12 protein-coding genes and 1 pseudogene are annotated in these 15053 nt (G+C 72.5%); 10 read left to right on the top strand and 3 right to left on the bottom strand.

Annotated features, from left to right (window positions below):
* Positions 1–38: 38 nt before the first annotated feature.
* The 4 genes and pseudogenes from RI578_RS10660 to RI578_RS10645 all read left to right on the top strand — a co-directional run.
* A pseudogene (locus RI578_RS10660) lies at positions 39–1103 on the top strand (sensor histidine kinase); the annotation flags it as partial.
* Between the two features lie 185 nt (positions 1104–1288).
* On the top strand, positions 1289–1948 hold the full coding sequence (locus RI578_RS10655) for a response regulator transcription factor (RefSeq protein WP_055419881.1): 660 nt from the start codon (positions 1289–1291) through the stop codon (positions 1946–1948).
* A 103-nt stretch (positions 1949–2051) separates the two neighbouring features.
* On the top strand, positions 2052–3569 hold the full coding sequence (miaB, locus tag RI578_RS10650; RefSeq protein ID WP_310870872.1) for a tRNA (N6-isopentenyl adenosine(37)-C2)-methylthiotransferase MiaB: 1518 nt from the start codon (positions 2052–2054) through the stop codon (positions 3567–3569).
* A gap of 49 nt (positions 3570–3618) precedes the next feature.
* On the top strand, positions 3619–4341 hold the full coding sequence (locus tag RI578_RS10645) for a class III extradiol dioxygenase subunit B-like domain-containing protein (protein WP_310870871.1): 723 nt from the start codon (positions 3619–3621) through the stop codon (positions 4339–4341).
* 169 nt (positions 4342–4510) lie between these two features.
* Here RI578_RS10645 and RI578_RS10640 read toward each other — a convergent pair whose 3' ends face one another.
* The gene (locus tag RI578_RS10640) at positions 4511–4834 is read right to left on the bottom strand and encodes an antitoxin (protein WP_310870870.1); all 324 of its coding nucleotides are present in this window, start codon (positions 4832–4834) and stop codon (positions 4511–4513) included.
* Positions 4835–4858: 24 nt separating this feature from the next.
* A complete protein-coding gene (locus RI578_RS10635; protein WP_310870869.1) occupies positions 4859–5143 on the bottom strand; it encodes a hypothetical protein in 285 nt (94 codons plus the stop codon).
* Positions 5144–5326: 183 nt separating this feature from the next.
* Here RI578_RS10635 and miaA point away from each other — a divergent pair, with 183 nt between their 5' ends.
* From miaA to hflX, 6 genes are all read left to right on the top strand, one after another.
* Positions 5327–6265 carry a tRNA (adenosine(37)-N6)-dimethylallyltransferase MiaA gene (gene miaA / locus RI578_RS10630; RefSeq protein WP_310870868.1) on the top strand — a complete coding sequence of 313 codons (939 nt, stop codon included), beginning with the start codon at positions 5327–5329 and terminating at the stop codon, positions 6263–6265.
* 107 nt (positions 6266–6372) lie between these two features.
* Positions 6373–6873 (top strand): hypothetical protein, encoded by a 501-nt coding sequence (locus tag RI578_RS10625; RefSeq protein WP_310875731.1) that lies wholly within the window; start codon positions 6373–6375, stop codon positions 6871–6873.
* Between the two features lie 114 nt (positions 6874–6987).
* A complete protein-coding gene (dapF, locus tag RI578_RS10620; protein WP_310870867.1) occupies positions 6988–7857 on the top strand; it encodes a diaminopimelate epimerase in 870 nt (289 codons plus the stop codon).
* 231 nt (positions 7858–8088) lie between these two features.
* Positions 8089–10257 (top strand): HD domain-containing protein, encoded by a 2169-nt coding sequence (locus tag RI578_RS10615; protein WP_310870866.1) that lies wholly within the window; start codon positions 8089–8091, stop codon positions 10255–10257.
* A 191-nt stretch (positions 10258–10448) separates the two neighbouring features.
* A complete protein-coding gene (locus RI578_RS10610) occupies positions 10449–11975 on the top strand; it encodes a M1 family metallopeptidase (protein ID WP_310870865.1) in 1527 nt (508 codons plus the stop codon).
* A gap of 148 nt (positions 11976–12123) precedes the next feature.
* A complete protein-coding gene (hflX, locus tag RI578_RS10605; protein WP_310870864.1) occupies positions 12124–13617 on the top strand; it encodes a GTPase HflX in 1494 nt (497 codons plus the stop codon).
* A gap of 82 nt (positions 13618–13699) precedes the next feature.
* Here the strand turns inward: hflX and RI578_RS10600 are convergent, their stop codons facing one another.
* Positions 13700–14911: a hypothetical protein gene (locus RI578_RS10600; RefSeq protein WP_310870863.1), complete on the bottom strand. Its 1212-nt coding sequence runs from the start codon at positions 14909–14911 to the stop codon at positions 13700–13702.
* Positions 14912–15053 lie beyond the last annotated feature (142 nt).

The following is a 15053-nucleotide window of genomic DNA, read 5'->3' as shown; positions in this document are numbered from 1 at the left end:
GGCCTCGCCATGCTGTCATCCGCACGTACGGTGGCGATATGGGTGTCGTGACGGATATACGCGGCCGGTCGCGGGCGGCGAAGGTGGTTGCGGCGGTGTCGTGCGCGAAGGCCGGGAGGAGCGGGAAGAGGACCGTGTCGCTGTTCTGGCGGATCTTCTCGCTCAACGCCGCGGGTCTGGTCGTCGCCACAGCACTGCTGCTGGGACCGGTCACCGTGTCGACGCCCGTCCTGCCCGGGGAGGCGCTGGTCCTGCTGGCGGGCCTCGCGGCGCTGCTGGCCGGCAACGCGGTCGTCCTGCGCATAGGACTCACCCCGCTGCGCCGGCTCGGCCGGGCCATGGCCACCGCCGACCTGCTGGTGCCAGGGGCCCGCCCGACGGTCGCCGGACCGGCCGAGGCGGCACAGTTGATCGCGACGTACAACACGATGCTGGACCGGCTCCAGGCCGAACGCGCCGCCGGCGCCGGCCGCGCCCTGCACGCCCAGGAACGCGAACGCCACCGCATCGCCCGCGAGCTCCACGACGAGGTCGGCCAGACCCTCACGGCCGTACTCCTCCAGCTCAAGCGCGTCGCCGACCGGGTACCCGGCGAACTGCGTGAGGAAGTGTCCCTCGCCCAGGAGGCCACCCGGTCCGGCCTCGACGAGATCCGCCGCATCGCCCGTCGCCTGCGCCCCGGTGTCCTGGAGGAGCTCGGCCTCGCCAGCGCCCTGCGCTCGCTCGCCGCCGAGTTCACACACCACGGGCTGACCGTCCACCACCACGTCCCCGGCGACCTGCCCCCGCTCGCCCCGGAGGCGGAACTGGTGCTCTACCGGGTCGCCCAGGAGGGCCTGACCAGCACCGCCCGCCATGCCGCCGCGGACCGCGCGGAGCTGAGCATCCGCCCGCTGCCCGACGGTGTCGAACTTCTCGTACGCGACAACGGCACCGGTCTCGGCGCGGCCTCCGAGGGCGCCGGCATCCGCGGCATGCGCGAACGGGCCCTGCTGATAGGAGCCGAGATCCACTTCGAACCCGCCCCCGTACGGGGCACCGACGTACGCCTGCGCGTCCCCGCCCCGCCGGGGGACCGGCCCGGAGACCGGGTCGTGGACGCGGTCGGGGGCCGATCCGGAGACCGGGTCCCGGACGCGGTCGGGACCCGGTCCGCGAACCAGGCCGTGGGCGCGACCGGGGACCGATCCGCGAACCAGGCCGTGGAGGCGACCGGGGACCGATCCGCAAGCCAGGCCGCGGACGCGACCGGGAACCGCCCCCAGGACCGAACCGGAGACCGCCCCTGATGCCCGCCCGGCCCCCGATCCGCGTCCTGCTCGCCGACGACCACACCCTCGTACGCCGCGGAGTGCGCCTCATCCTGGACGGCGAACCGGACCTGACCGTCGTCGCCGAGGCCGGTGACGGGGCCGAGGCGGTCGCGGCGGCGCGGGCCACCGAGGTCGACCTCGCCGTCCTGGACGTCGCGATGCCCCGCATGACCGGCCTCCAGGCGGCCCGCGAACTCTCCCGCCGCCTGCCCGAGCTGCGCATCCTCATCCTGACCATGTACGACAACGAGCAGTACTTCTTCGAGGCCCTGAAGGCCGGTGCCTGCGGCTACGTCCTCAAGTCCGTCGCCGACCGCGACCTTGTCGAGGCATGCAGGGCGGCCGTACGCGACGAGCCGTTCATCTACCCGGGCGCCGAGCGGGCCCTGGTCCGCTCCTACCTGGACCGCCTGCACAGTGGCGGTGGCCTGCCCGAGCGGCCCATCACCGAACGCGAGGAGGAGATCCTCAAGCTCGTCGCCGAGGGCCACACCTCCAAGGAGATCGGCGAGCTGCTGTTCATCAGCGCCAAGACCGTCGAACGCCACCGTGCCAACCTCCTCCAGAAGCTGGGCGTCCGCGACCGCCTGGAGCTCACCCGGTACGCGATCCGCGCGGGCCTCATCGAGCCCTGACCGCCGGCTCCGGTCACCGGCTCCGACCAGCCCTGACCAGCACCGACCCCGGTTGTCCACAGGCGGCCCGGGCCATCGCCGCCGACCGCCTACCCTTATTGCCATGAGCAGCATCGACCGGAGCCAGTCAGTGGGCGGCACGCGCACCTATGAAGTCCGCACCTACGGGTGCCAGATGAACGTCCACGACTCCGAGCGATTGTCCGGGCTGCTGGAGGACGCGGGCTACGTCCGCGCCCCCGAGAGCGCCGACGGCGACGCGGACGTCGTCGTCTTCAACACCTGCGCCGTACGGGAGAACGCCGACAACAAGCTGTACGGCAACCTCGGCCACCTCGCCCCGAAGAAGGCGAGCCGCCCCGGGATGCAGATCGCGGTCGGCGGCTGCCTGGCGCAGAAGGACCGCGACACCATCGTGAAGCGGGCCCCCTGGGTGGACGTCGTCTTCGGCACGCACAACATCGGCAAGCTGCCGGTGCTGCTGGAGCGCGCCCGCGTGCAGGAGGAGGCGCAGGTCGAGATCGCCGAGTCCCTGGAGGCCTTCCCGTCCACGCTGCCGACCCGGCGCGAGAGCGCCTACGCGGCCTGGGTCTCCATCTCCGTCGGCTGCAACAACACCTGTACCTTCTGCATCGTCCCGGCGCTGCGCGGCAAGGAGAAGGACCGGCGTCCCGGCGACATCCTCGCCGAGGTCGAGGCCCTGGTCGCCGAGGGCGTCTCCGAGATCACCCTCCTCGGGCAGAACGTCAACGCCTACGGCTCCGACATCGGTGACCGCGAGGCGTTCAGCAAGCTGCTGCGCGCCTGCGGGAACATCGAAGGCCTGGAGCGCGTCCGCTTCACCTCCCCGCACCCGCGCGACTTCACCGACGACGTGATCGCAGCCATGGCCGAGACGCCGAACGCGATGCCGCAGCTGCACATGCCGCTCCAGTCCGGTTCCGACCCGGTCCTGAAGGCCATGCGCCGCTCCTACCGCCAGGACCGCTACCTGGGCATCATCGAGAAGGTGCGGGCTGCCATCCCGCACGCGGCGATCACCACCGACATCATCGTGGGCTTCCCCGGCGAGACCGAGGAGGACTTCGAGCAGACCCTGCACGTGGTGCGCGAGGCCCGGTTCGCCCAGGCCTTCACCTTCCAGTACTCCAAGCGGCCCGGCACCCCGGCCGCCGAGATGGACGACCAGATCCCCAAGGCGGTCGTCCAGGAGCGCTACGAGCGTCTCGTCGCCCTCCAGGAGGAGATCTCCTGGGAGGAGAACAAGAAGCAGGTCGGCCGCACCCTGGAGCTGATGGTCGCCGAGGGCGAGGGCCGCAAGGACGGTGCCACCCACCGCCTCTCCGGCCGCGCCCCCGACAACCGCCTGGTGCACTTCACCAAGCCCGACCAGGAGGTCCGCCCGGGCGACGTGGTGACGGTCGAGATCACCTACGCCGCTCCGCACCACCTCCTCGCCGAGGGTGAGGTGCTCGGTGTGCGCCGCACGCGCGCGGGCGACGCCTGGGAGAAGCGCAACGCGGCCGAGCAGGCCAAGCCCGTGGGCGTGATGCTGGGCCTGCCGAAGATCGGCGTTCCCGAGCCCCAGCCCGTCGTGGCGAGCGGCTGCGGCTGCGACTGACCGCAGGGCGTACGACGGCGGACGGCGGTACGGGGCTACGCTGCCGATCATGCTTGTCGCCGCCGCTGTCTGTCCCTGCCCGCCGCTCCTCGTGCCGGAGGTCGCCGCGGGCGCCGAACCCGAGCTGGACGTCACCCGTGCCGCCTGCACGGACGCGCTGGGTGTGCTCGCCGCGGCCCGGCCCGACCGGCTCGTGGTGGTCGGGCCCGCCGACGGCACTGGACCCGAGGTCTATCCGCAGGGCGCCCAGGGCTCGTTCCGCGGGTTCGGCGTGGATCTGGACGTGCGCCTGGGCCCGGACCGCGGTGCGGAGCCGGAGCGGACCGGTCGTGAGCTGCCGTACGGGTTCGCCGTGGGCGCCTGGCTGCTCGAACGGACCGGGTGGGCCGACGCCCCCGTCGAGGGCATCGGTGTGGGGGAGGCCCTCCCCGCCGATCGCTGCGCGGCGCTGGGCCGGGACGTCGCCGCGCGGGCCGGCCGGATCGCGCTGCTGGTGCTGGGCGACGCCAGCGCGTGCCGCACGCTCAAGGCCCCCGGGTACCTCGACGAGCGGGCGGCGCCCTTCGACGCGGAGGTGGGGCGCGCGCTGGGAGCGGCGGACGTGACCGCCCTCGCGGCGCTGGACGTCGCGCTGGCCCGCGAACTGAAGGTGTCCGGCCGGGCGCCCTGGCAGGTCCTCGCGGGCGCGGCCGAGGACACGGCTCTCGCCGGCACGCTGCTGTACGAGGACGCGCCGTACGGGGTGGGGTACGCCGTGGCCACCTGGTCGTAGCAGGGCGGCCGCGGGAGGTCCGTCACACACGAGCCGGCGGACGGCGGCGGGCGCGGGTCATCCGCCACGCACGAGCCGGCGGACGGCCCGGAGCTGATCCGCTCGTGACCGTCCGCCGATGTGCCCGTGACCCGCCCGCGCGCCGGGCGCCGGCCGCGCGGGGCGCGGGTCAGGAAGCCGGAGGCGGCCCGGCCGGCGGGGTGCCGCCCGAGGCGGGGCCACCCGGGGTGGGACCGCCCGGGGTGGTACCGGGAGTGTGTCCGCCGCCGTTCATGCCGTCGGCGTCCTTGTGGGCGAGGCGGTCCATGGCGCCCTTCGCCTTGCCCGTACCCGTCTGGATCCGGTCGCTGTACTTGCCCTTGGTCCTCTCGTCGACGGTCTTCGCCACCTTGTCGAGACCGCGATCGATCTTGTCCCCGTGCTGCTGCGCGAGGTCGGAGACCTTGCCCTTCGCCGGTCCCAGTTTGGCCTTCAAGTTGTCCAGCAGACCCATGGTTCGCCTTCCCTCACGGGGCAGTCAGGTGCGGGCGCCCTTGTCGGCCTCGTTGTCGACGGCCTCCCCGGCGGACTGCTGCTTGGGGATGCCGACGCTCTCCGAGTCGGCGGACTCGTCGGCCCCGGCGGACTCGTCGGCCTCCGCCGACTGTGCCGTGTTCCGGGGCCCGGCTTCGGTCGATTCCGCGGCCTCTGCCGCGTTCGCCTCCGCCGCACGCTCGGGCTCCGGGGTATCGGCCGACGTCGCGGCGGCCGGCGCCTCCTCCGTGGTCTTCGACCTCCGAAAAAGCCGTGCAAAAACGCCCATATCAACTCCATACGTTACTCGTGCGGGCGAAATCCCGCGGCATCCGGTGCGTCCGTTTGCGTGGCCGGGGCCATGGCCCCGGTGGTCCGGGGCGCGGGAACCTCGCAACGGGCAACGATCCCGGCCCCGCACCGTCACGTAACTCGTTCGAGGGCCGGGCGAGAGGTTTGCGAGACTGGTGCGGTGAGCAGCGCACCCCCCGCCCCCCGCGTCATCGCCGTAGTCGGACCCACCGCGGCCGGAAAGTCCGATCTGGGCGTCTTCCTGGCCGAGAGGCTCGGCGGTGAGGTCGTCAACGCCGACTCCATGCAGCTCTACCGTGGGATGGACATCGGCACCGCGAAACTGACGCCCGAGGAACGCGGTGGCGTCCCGCACCACCTGCTCGACATCTGGGACGTGACGGTCACCGCGTCCGTCGCCGAGTACCAGCGGCTCGCGCGGGAGCGGATCGACGCGCTGCTCGCCGAGGGGCGCTGGCCGGTCCTCGTCGGCGGCTCCGGCCTCTACGTCCGCGGGGCCGTCGACAACCTGGAGTTCCCCGGCACCGACCCCGAGGTCAGGGCCCGGCTGGAGGAGGAACTCGCAGCGCGGGGCCCCGCGGCGCTGCACGCCCGTCTCGCCGCCGCCGACCCGGAGGCCGGGCGGGCCATCCTGCCCAGCAACGGGCGCCGGATCGTGCGCGCCCTGGAGGTGATCGAGATCACCGGCAGGCCCTTCACCGCCAACCTCCCCGGCCACGACTCCGTCTACGACACCGTGCAGATCGGCGTCGACGTGGCGCGCCCCGAGCTGGACGAGCGCATCGCCCACCGCGTCGACCGGATGTGGGAGGCGGGTCTGGTCGAGGAAGTACGCGCACTCGAGGCGCAGGGGTTGCGCGAGGGGCGTACGGCGTCACGCGCGCTCGGCTACCAGCAGGTGCTCGCGGCGCTCGCCGGGGAGTGCACGCTGGACGAGGCGCGGGCCGAGACCGTCCGTGCCACCAAACGCTTCGCGCGCCGTCAGGATTCGTGGTTCAGGCGCGATCCGCGGGTGCACTGGTTGAGTGGGGCTGTGGCGGATCGCACGGAACTTCCGCGGCTCGCCCTGTCGTTGGTCGAACGACCGGTTACAGCCTGATCACGTGATGGCATCGGGACGCCCCGGCCGTCATCCGGGCCTTCGGCGGCGTGCCATCATCGAGCTTCGATCGACCGAGTGAGTCCTAGTTGGGAGGGCGCGTGGCGATGGAGGCCGGCCCTCGCGACACCGCACCGAGCACCGAGCACGGCACCGCCGATCACGGCGGACCGGAGCCGGACGGAGCCGGTCTGAGCCCCGACGGCCCCGACGAGACGCCGCAGGGTGTGGCGGCCGACGGCCCCGAGCCCGACGAGATGTACGGGGACGAGGTCGAGGTCGAGCTGCGTCCGCAGCGACGGCTGCGCATCTGGCAGCTCGCGCCCATCGTGTGCCTGGCCGCGGTCGGCTCGCTGATGTTCGCCTTCCCGCTCGCCTTCGACTTCGGCGACAGCGGCGCCGTGATCGCGATGCTGGGGCTGCTGATCTGCTCCTGCGCGGCCGGCTGGGGCATGATGGCCGCCCGCCGGGTCGGCTACACCTGGCCGGGTCTGCCGCAGCGCGGATCCGGGCGCCGTGCCGACTGGCGGATGATCCTCGTGTACGCCCTGGCGGTCGCGGCCGTCGTCGTCCTCGCCGTGTGGCGGGTGGCCCGCCTGCGGGGCTGACCCGAGCCCACTGGCGCGAGGCCCGCGCGCGTGTGCGCGAGCCCGGGTCCGAGCACGTCCGCCCCTCCTTCACTGCCTCGCCGTCCTGTCGTACCGACCCCGTACGATCGAGGAATGAGCACGCGGATCGCCTTCCTCAAGGGTCACGGCACCGAGAACGACTTCGTGATCGTCCCGGACCCCGAGAACGCCATCGACCTGCCCCCGGCGGCCGTCGCCGCCCTGTGCGACCGCCGCGCGGGCATCGGCGGCGACGGACTGCTGCACGTGGTGCGGTCCGCGGCGCACCCCGAGGCCAAGGACATGGCGGCCGAGGCGGAGTGGTTCATGGACTACCGCAACGGCGACGGGTCGGTCGCGGAGATGTGCGGCAACGGCGTGCGGGTCTTCGCGCGCTACCTCCAGCGCGCCGGGCACGCCACCGAGGGCGATCTCACCATCGCCACGCGCGGGGGCGTGAAGCGCGTCCACCTCGCGAAGAACGGCGACGTGACCGTGGGCATGGGCCGCGCGCTGCTCCCCGAGGGCGACGTCGTGGTGAGCGTCGACGGGCGCAGCTGGCCCGCGCGGAACGTGAACATGGGCAACCCGCACGCTGTCGCCTTCGTCGCCGACCTCGCCCACGCGGGCGACCTGTACTCCCCGCCGGCCCACGAGCCCGCCACCGCCTACCCGGACGGTGTCAACGTCGAGTTCGTCGTCGACCGCGGCCCCCGCCACGTCGCCATGCGCGTGCACGAGCGCGGCTCCGGGGAGACCCGTTCCTGCGGCACGGGCGCGTGCGCCGTCGCCGTCGCCACCGCCCGCAGGGACGGCGCCGACCCGGCGGTCACCGGCACCCGGGCGACGTACACGGTCGACGTGCCCGGCGGCACCCTGGTGATCACCGAGCGCCCCGACGGCGAGATCGAGATGACGGGCCCCGCCGTGATCGTCGCCACGGGAGAATTCGACTCCGCATGGCTGGAAGGGGTACTCGCCTGAACCACGACCCGGTGAACCACAGCCCGGTCCATGACACTCAGTGCGAAAACGTAAACCCTCGGACCATCGCTCGAATGGGTGATCCGTTTCACGCTCGGCGAGAGGCGGTCAGCCGCACGTGATGGGCTCGATAGCATCAAGCACCGGCCCGGACGGGGGACCAACACCATCCCCTGAGCCGTGTCCGCCCTGGGATACCCCGTCCGCCGGTCCGTGCAGCCGGAGGTGCCCATGAACGCGGAGGCCGTGAATCCAGCGAGCCCAGGCCCTGTGACGCCCGCGGTCAACGGCGCCGTCGCGCCGGCGGCGCCCCGCAGGAAGGCCCGCCCCCGGATCGACCTGCGCCGCCTGGGCCGCGCCGCACTGCTCGGCTCCGCCACCCGAGGCCGGCTGCCCGACGCCATCGGCCACGTCGTCGAGGCACACCGCGCCCATCACCCCGACGCCGACCTCGACCCGCTGCGCCGCGCCTACGTGCTGGCCGAGTCCTCGCACCGCGGCCAGATGCGCAAGAGCGGCGAGCCGTACATCACCCACCCCCTCGCCGTGACCCTGATCCTCGCCGAGCTCGGCGCGGAGACCACCACGCTCACCGCCTCCCTCCTCCACGACACCGTCGAGGACACCGAGGTGACCCTCGACCAGGTCGGCGAGCAGTTCGGCGCCGAGGTCCGCTACCTCGTCGACGGCGTCACCAAGCTGGAGAAGGTCGACTACGGCGCCGCCGCCGAGCCCGAGACCTTCCGCAAGATGCTCCTCGCCACCGGCAACGACGTCCGCGTGATGTCGATCAAACTCGCCGACCGGCTCCACAACATGCGCACCCTCGGCGTCATGCGCCGGGAGAAACAGGAGCGCATCGCCAAGGTGACCCGGGACGTGCTCATCCCGCTCGCCGAACGGCTCGGCGTACAGGCGCTCAAGTCCGAGCTGGAGGACCTCGTCTTCGCGGTCATGCATCCCGAGGAGTACGCGCACACGCGGGAGTTGGTCGACGAGAACGCCGCCCGCGCGGACAACCCGCTCACCGCGGTCGCCGACGAGGTGCGCAAGGTGCTGCGCGAGGCCGACATCACCGCCGAAGTCCTCATCCGGCCCCGCCACTTCGTCTCCGTGCACCGGGTCTCCCGCAAGCGCGGCCCGCTCGGCGGCGCGGACTTCGGCCGCCTCCTGGTGCTCGTCCAGGAGGACGCCGACTGCTACGCCGTCCTCGGTGAACTGCACACCTGCATGACGCCCGTCGTATCGGAGTTCAAGGACTTCATCGCCGTACCCAAGTTCAACCTGTACCAGTCGCTGCACACCGCGGTGGCCCGCGCGCAGGACGGCCAGGTCGTCGAGGTCCTCATCCGCACCCACCAGATGCACAAGGTCGCCGAGGCGGGTGTCGTCGCGCTCGGCAATCCCTACGCCCCGCCGGCGGAGGAGCAGACCGCGGGCGACGGCGAGCGCGCCGACCCGACCCGGCCCGGCTGGCTCTCCCGGCTGCTCGACTGGCAGCGGGGCGCCCCCGACCCCGACACCTTCTGGTCCACCCTCCGCGCGGACCTCGCCCAGGACCGCGAGATCACCGTCTTCCGGCCCGACGGCGGCACCCTCGGCCTGCCCGAGGGCGCGACCTGCGTGGACGCCGCGTACGCCCAGTACGGCGAGGACGCGCACGCGTGCATGGGCGCCCGGGTGAACGGCCGCCTGGCGACCATGAGCACGGTGCTGCGGGACGGCGACACCGTACAGCTCCTGATGGGCCAGGACCCCGCCTCCGAGCCCTCCAGGGAGTGGCTGGAGCACGCCCACACGGCTGCCGCACGGATCGCCATCCAGCGCCGGCTCGCGACCCACCCCGCGCAGCCGCCCGCCGAAGCGGAGGAGACGTCCCGCGCTCCCGCCGCCGGCGACGCACCCGTCTCGCGCCCGGCGTCCGACGGACCGGCCGCCCGGCCCGCCTCCGCCGACGTCCTCGTCGACCCGCCGGGCGCGACCGTACGGCTGGCCGGCTGCTGCACCCCCGTACCGCCCGACGAGATCACCGGCTTCGCGGTGCGCGGGGGAGTGGTGACCGTGCACCGCGCGGAGTGCGCGGTGGTGGCGCGGATGAAGAGCGCGGGGCGCGCGGAGGTCGGCGTGCGCTGGGGGGAGAGCACGCAGTGCCGGGTCACGCTGCTCGCCGAATCGTTCGGCCGCCCGCACCTCCTGGCCGACCTCACGGAGGCCATGGCAGTCGAAGGCGCCGAGATCGTCTCCGCGACCGTCGAACCCCCCGACCGGCAGCGGGTCCGCCACACCTACACCGTCCTGCTCCCGGACGCCGCCCGACTGCCCGCCCTCATGCGCGCGATGCGCGACGTGGCCGGGGTGTACGACGTGAGCAGAGCACAGCCGCAGACCACGGGAGTCTGAGCGGAACCCGGGCCGGTCGAGTTCGTGCGGGCCGTACGCGGGCCGGTCGTGTCCGTGCGGGCCGTACGCGGGCCGGTCGTGTCCGGGTCGGCCGTGCCCGGGCGGGGCGTCGGCCGCCGGGACGTACCCGTTCGGGTGCTCCGGGCGCGCGCCGTCGCCGCAGCGTCCGCACGCGCTGATAGCCGTGGGGGATGCTGCACACCCCTCACACCCCGACTCCGCGGCCCCGCGCGTGGTCCCGCCGCCGGTTCCGGGCCGCGGCGCTGCTCGCCTCGGCCGTCTCCGTCTGCCTGGTCGCCGCGAGCGCCCCGCCGGCCCCCCTGGGCGTCGGCGACCGCCTCTTCCCGCACCTGGGCAACCCCGGCTACGACGTGACGGCCTACGACCTGTCCTTCACCTACTCCGGCGACAACAGCGAGCCGCTGAAGGCCGTCACCACCATCGACGCCCGGACGACGGCCGACCTGGACCGGGTCAACCTCGACTTCGCCCACGGCAAGGTCGACTCCATCGAGGTCGACGGCGAGCCCGCCGGCTTCGCCACAGCCGGCGAGGACCTCGTGGTCACGCCGGAGGACTCGCTCGACGAGGGCGACCGGACGCGGATCACCGTGCGGCACAGCAGCGACCCCGTGTACGCCGAGGACCGCCAGGGCGGCTGGGTGCGCACCGCCGACGGCCTCGCCATGGCCAACCAGGCCGATGTCGCACACCTGGTGTTCCCCTGCAACGACCACCCCTCCGACAAGGCGCGCTTCACCATCAGCGTGACCGCCCCCGACGGGCTCACGGCCGTCGCCAACGGCCTGCCGACGGACGTGGCCCGGGCCGGCGGAGCGACCACCTGGACGTACCGCACCCAGCACCCCATGGCCACGGAGCTGGCCCAGGTGTCCATCGGCCGCTCCACGGTCCTGCACCGCACCGGCCCGCACGGACTCCCCGTCCGGGACGTGGTGCCGACGAAGCACCGCGCGGCGCTCGAACCGTGGCTGGAGAAGACCCCCGACCAGATCGCCTGGATGGAGAACAAGGTCGGGCGCTACCCCTTCGAGACGTACGGCCTGCTCATGGCCGACGCCACCACCGGCTTCGAACTGGAGACCCAGACGCTCTCCCTCTTCGAGCGAGAGCTGTTCACCGAGCCCGCCTACCCCGCGTGGTACGTCGAGTCGATCATGGTGCACGAACTGGCCCACCAGTGGTTCGGCAACAGCGTCAGCCCGGGCACCTGGTCCGACCTGTGGCTCAACGAGGGACACGCCACCTGGTACGAGGCGCTGTACGCGGAGGAGACCGCGGACAAGCCCATGGCGGCGCGCATGAAGGCCGCCTACGGCGCCTCCGACCGCTGGCGCACGGCGGGCGGACCGCCGGCCGCGCCGAAGCCGCCGAAGAACGGCAGCAAGACCGGGATCTTCCGCTCCAACGTGTACGACGGTGCCGCCCTCGTGCTCTACGCCCTGCGCCAGGAGATCGGCCGCCCCGCCTTCGAGGGTCTCGAACGAGTCTGGGTCACCCGCCACCAGGACGGCACCGCGACGACCGCCGACTTCGTCCGGCTCGCCTCCGAGATCTCCGGCCGCGACCTGGGCGACTTCTTCCAGGGCTGGCTGTACGGCGAGAAGACCCCGCCCATGCCCGGCCACCCCGACTGGAAGCCGACGGCGACCGACCAGGCGCCGGCGGCCGCCACCGGGAAGACGCACGGGGAATAAGCCGGTGACGAGACGGCCCGTGCCGTGCGACCATCTTCGGGACGGCACGGCAGGGGCCGCGGGAATCTCCCCGGCGGCTCGTGCGTTGTGCAGAGTGTCGCGGTGTCAGTGCCGCGCGCGATTCCATTCCCAGCTGCGTAAGGATCCAATGACCTCCTCTTCTTCCCCCTCCCAGGACACCAAGCGTCTCGAGCAGACCTATCCCGAGGGCCTCCGGGCCGATGCCCTGATGGAAGAGGACGTCGCCTGGAGCCACGACACCGACCCGAAGTGGGACGGCGAGCAGTTCGACCGCTCCGACCGCGCGGCACTGCGCCGCGTGGCGGGCCTGTCCACCGAGCTCGAGGACGTCACCGAGGTCGAGTACCGCCAGCTCCGTCTGGAGCGGGTCGTCCTCGTCGGCGTCTGGACCTCGGGCACCGTGCACGACGCGGAGAACTCCCTCGCCGAGCTGGCCGCCCTCGCGGAGACCGCGGGCGCGCTCGTGCTCGACGGCGTCATCCAGCGCCGCGACAAGCCCGACGCCGCCACCTACATCGGCTCCGGCAAGGCCCAGGAGCTGCGGGACGTCGTCCTCGACACGGGCGCGGACACCGTCATCTGCGACGGTGAGCTGAGCCCGGGACAGCTGATCCACCTCGAGGACGTCGTCAAGGTCAAGGTCATCGACCGTACGGCCCTGATCCTGGACATCTTCGCCCAGCACGCCAAGTCCCGAGAGGGCAAGGCGCAGGTCGCGCTCGCGCAGATGCAGTACATGCTGCCGCGGCTGCGCGGCTGGGGTCAGTCGCTGTCCCGGCAGATGGGCGGCGGCAAGGGCGGCGGCCTCGCCACCCGTGGCCCCGGTGAGACCAAGATCGAGACGGACCGGCGCCGGATCCGCGAGAAGATGGCGAAGATGCGCCGTGAGATCGCGGAGATGAAGACAGGCCGCGAGATCAAGCGCCAGGAGCGCAAGCGCCACAAGGTGCCGTCCGTCGCCATCGCGGGCTACACCAACGCGGGCAAGTCCTCGCTGCTCAACCGCCTCACGGGCGCGGGCGTGCTGGTGGAGAACGCGCTGTTCGCCACCCTCGACCCGACCGTGCGCCGCGCGGAGACGCCGAGCGGACGGCTCTACACCCTGGCGGACACCGTCGGATTCGTCCGGCACCTGCCGCACCACCTGGTCGAGGCGTTCCGCTCCACGATGGAGGAGGTCGGCGAATCCGACCTGATCCTGCACGTGGTGGACGGTTCGCACCCGGCTCCGGAGGAGCAGCTGGCCGCCGTGCGCGAGGTGATCAGGGACGTCGGCGCCACCGACGTACCCGAGATCGTGGTGATCAACAAGGCCGACATGGCCGACCCGTTGGTGCTCCAGCGGCTGCTGCGGGTCGAGAAGCGGTCCATCGCCGTCTCGGCGCGCACCGGCCGGAACATCGACGAGCTGCTCGCACTGATCGACAACGAGCTGCCGCGCCCTTCGGTGGAGATCGAGGCGCTCGTGCCGTACACCCGCGGCAAGCTGGTCGCCCGTGCCCATGACGAGGGCGAGGTGATCTCCGAGGAGCACACCCCGGAGGGCACCCTGCTCAAGGTGCGGGTGCACGAGGAACTGGCGGCGGAACTCACGCCGTACGTTCCGGCCCCGCTCGCCTGACGCTCAGGCGCACAGCGACGACGAGGGCCCGCCCCCTGCCGACAGGGGGCGGGCCCTCAACGCGTGCGCGTGCGTGTGCGTGTCAGCGACCGCCGTACGTCTTGCTCATGTTCTGGTACATCGCCTCGGCCTCCCGGCCCAGCTGCGGACCCGCCAGCCAGGTGTTCTCCAGCGGGCCGATCGAGGTGTTCGAGACCAGCTTGGTCTCGCCGTCCACCACCCGGAACCAGCCGCCGCCGGACGAACCGCCGGTCATGGTGCAACCGATGCGGTACATCGTCGGCAGCGACGGGCTCAGCGACAGCCGGCCGGGCCGGTCCACGCACTTGAACATCTTCAGGCCGTTGTACGGCGCGGCGGCCGGGTAGCCCCAGGCGCCCATGCTGGCGACCTCCGTCGCGGAGGGGGTGGAGAAGTCCACCTCCAGCGCGGCGCCGACCGTCTCCTCCAGGGACTTGCTGCCCTGCTCCGGCTTCACGTGCAGCACGGAGTAGTCGTACGCGGCGCCGTCGCCGCCGTCCTCCGCGCCACCCTGGATCCACTGGTTGGAGGTCGAGGCCCAGTCGGCCCACCAGGTGCCGTACGGGGTCATCTCGGTGGTCGTCGCGCCCGCCAGCTCCGCCTCGGACTTGCCGAGGTCGTTGTACGAGGGCACGAAGGCGATGTTGCGGTACCAGCCGCCGCTGCCGCCGGCGTGCACGCAGTGGCCGGCCGTCCACACCAGGTTGGACTTGCCCGGGTTGTTCGCGTCCTTGATGACGGTGCCGGAGCAGACCATCGACCCCTCGGGGGAGTCGAAGAAGACCTTGCCGACCGGGGCCGCGTTGTCGTGGTACGGCGTCTTCTCGGCCACGGCCTCGACGGGTGCCGGCTCCGGATCGGTGGCGCCCTGGTCGGCGGCGGTGTCCTTGGTCGTGACGGTCTTGTCGGCCTCGGTCGCGGACTGCATCCGGTCCGGCTTCCACAGGCCCTCGATCACCGGGTTGACGAAGTCCTTGGCCTCAGTGAGCCACTTGTCCTTGTCCCAGTCCTTCCAGCCGCCGTCCTTCCACTGGTCGACGTCGATGCCGTGCTCCTTGAGCCGGTCCGCGAGGCCGGCCGGGACCTCGACCTTGCCGTCACCGCCGGCGTCGGCGGCCTGCGAAGTGCCGCCGCTGGGCTTGGCGTCGGCCTCGTCCTTCTCCGAGCCGCCACAGGCGGTCGCGGTGAGCGCCAGGGCGGCGACGAGACCGGTGGCGGCGAGCATGGTGCGCCTTCGGTGCCGTGGAGCGGCGGGCGTTGGTGCGGAACGCATGGTGGGTCGACCCCCGTTGAAACGTATGAGTGCTGAAACGTACAGCTGCTGAAACGTACAGCTGCTGAAACGTATGGATGTGGAACATACGCATGTCACCGAGGCGCGGTGGGGTGCCGGGTGGGCCCGACGCACCCCACCG

The organism is Streptomyces sp. BB1-1-1 (assembly GCF_031597775.1).
Classification (GTDB): domain Bacteria; phylum Actinomycetota; class Actinomycetes; order Streptomycetales; family Streptomycetaceae; genus Streptomyces; species Streptomyces thinghirensis.
Note: the sequence above shows the minus strand (reverse complement) of the source record. Positions and strands in the feature narration are given on the sequence as shown.

What these genes read in the sequence shown, in the direction of transcription:
- hflX (WP_310870864.1), top strand. Translation starts at nt 12,124, where the DNA reads ATGACCTCCTCTTCTTCCCCCTCCCAGGACACCAAGCGTCTCGAGCAG.
- RI578_RS10610 (WP_310870865.1), top strand. Translation starts at nt 10,449, where the DNA reads ATGCTGCACACCCCTCACACCCCGACTCCGCGGCCCCGCGCGTGGTCC.
- RI578_RS10600 (WP_310870863.1), bottom strand. Translation starts at nt 14,911, where the DNA reads ATGCGTTCCGCACCAACGCCCGCCGCTCCACGGCACCGAAGGCGCACC.
- RI578_RS10615 (WP_310870866.1), top strand. Translation starts at nt 8,089, where the DNA reads ATGAACGCGGAGGCCGTGAATCCAGCGAGCCCAGGCCCTGTGACGCCC.
- RI578_RS10655 (WP_055419881.1), top strand. Translation starts at nt 1,289, where the DNA reads ATGCCCGCCCGGCCCCCGATCCGCGTCCTGCTCGCCGACGACCACACC.
- RI578_RS10645 (WP_310870871.1), top strand. Translation starts at nt 3,619, where the DNA reads ATGCTTGTCGCCGCCGCTGTCTGTCCCTGCCCGCCGCTCCTCGTGCCG.
- dapF (WP_310870867.1), top strand. Translation starts at nt 6,988, where the DNA reads ATGAGCACGCGGATCGCCTTCCTCAAGGGTCACGGCACCGAGAACGAC.
- miaB (WP_310870872.1), top strand. Translation starts at nt 2,052, where the DNA reads ATGAGCAGCATCGACCGGAGCCAGTCAGTGGGCGGCACGCGCACCTAT.
- RI578_RS10635 (WP_310870869.1), bottom strand. Translation starts at nt 5,143, where the DNA reads ATGGGCGTTTTTGCACGGCTTTTTCGGAGGTCGAAGACCACGGAGGAG.
- RI578_RS10640 (WP_310870870.1), bottom strand. Translation starts at nt 4,834, where the DNA reads ATGGGTCTGCTGGACAACTTGAAGGCCAAACTGGGACCGGCGAAGGGC.
- RI578_RS10625 (WP_310875731.1), top strand. Translation starts at nt 6,373, where the DNA reads ATGGAGGCCGGCCCTCGCGACACCGCACCGAGCACCGAGCACGGCACC.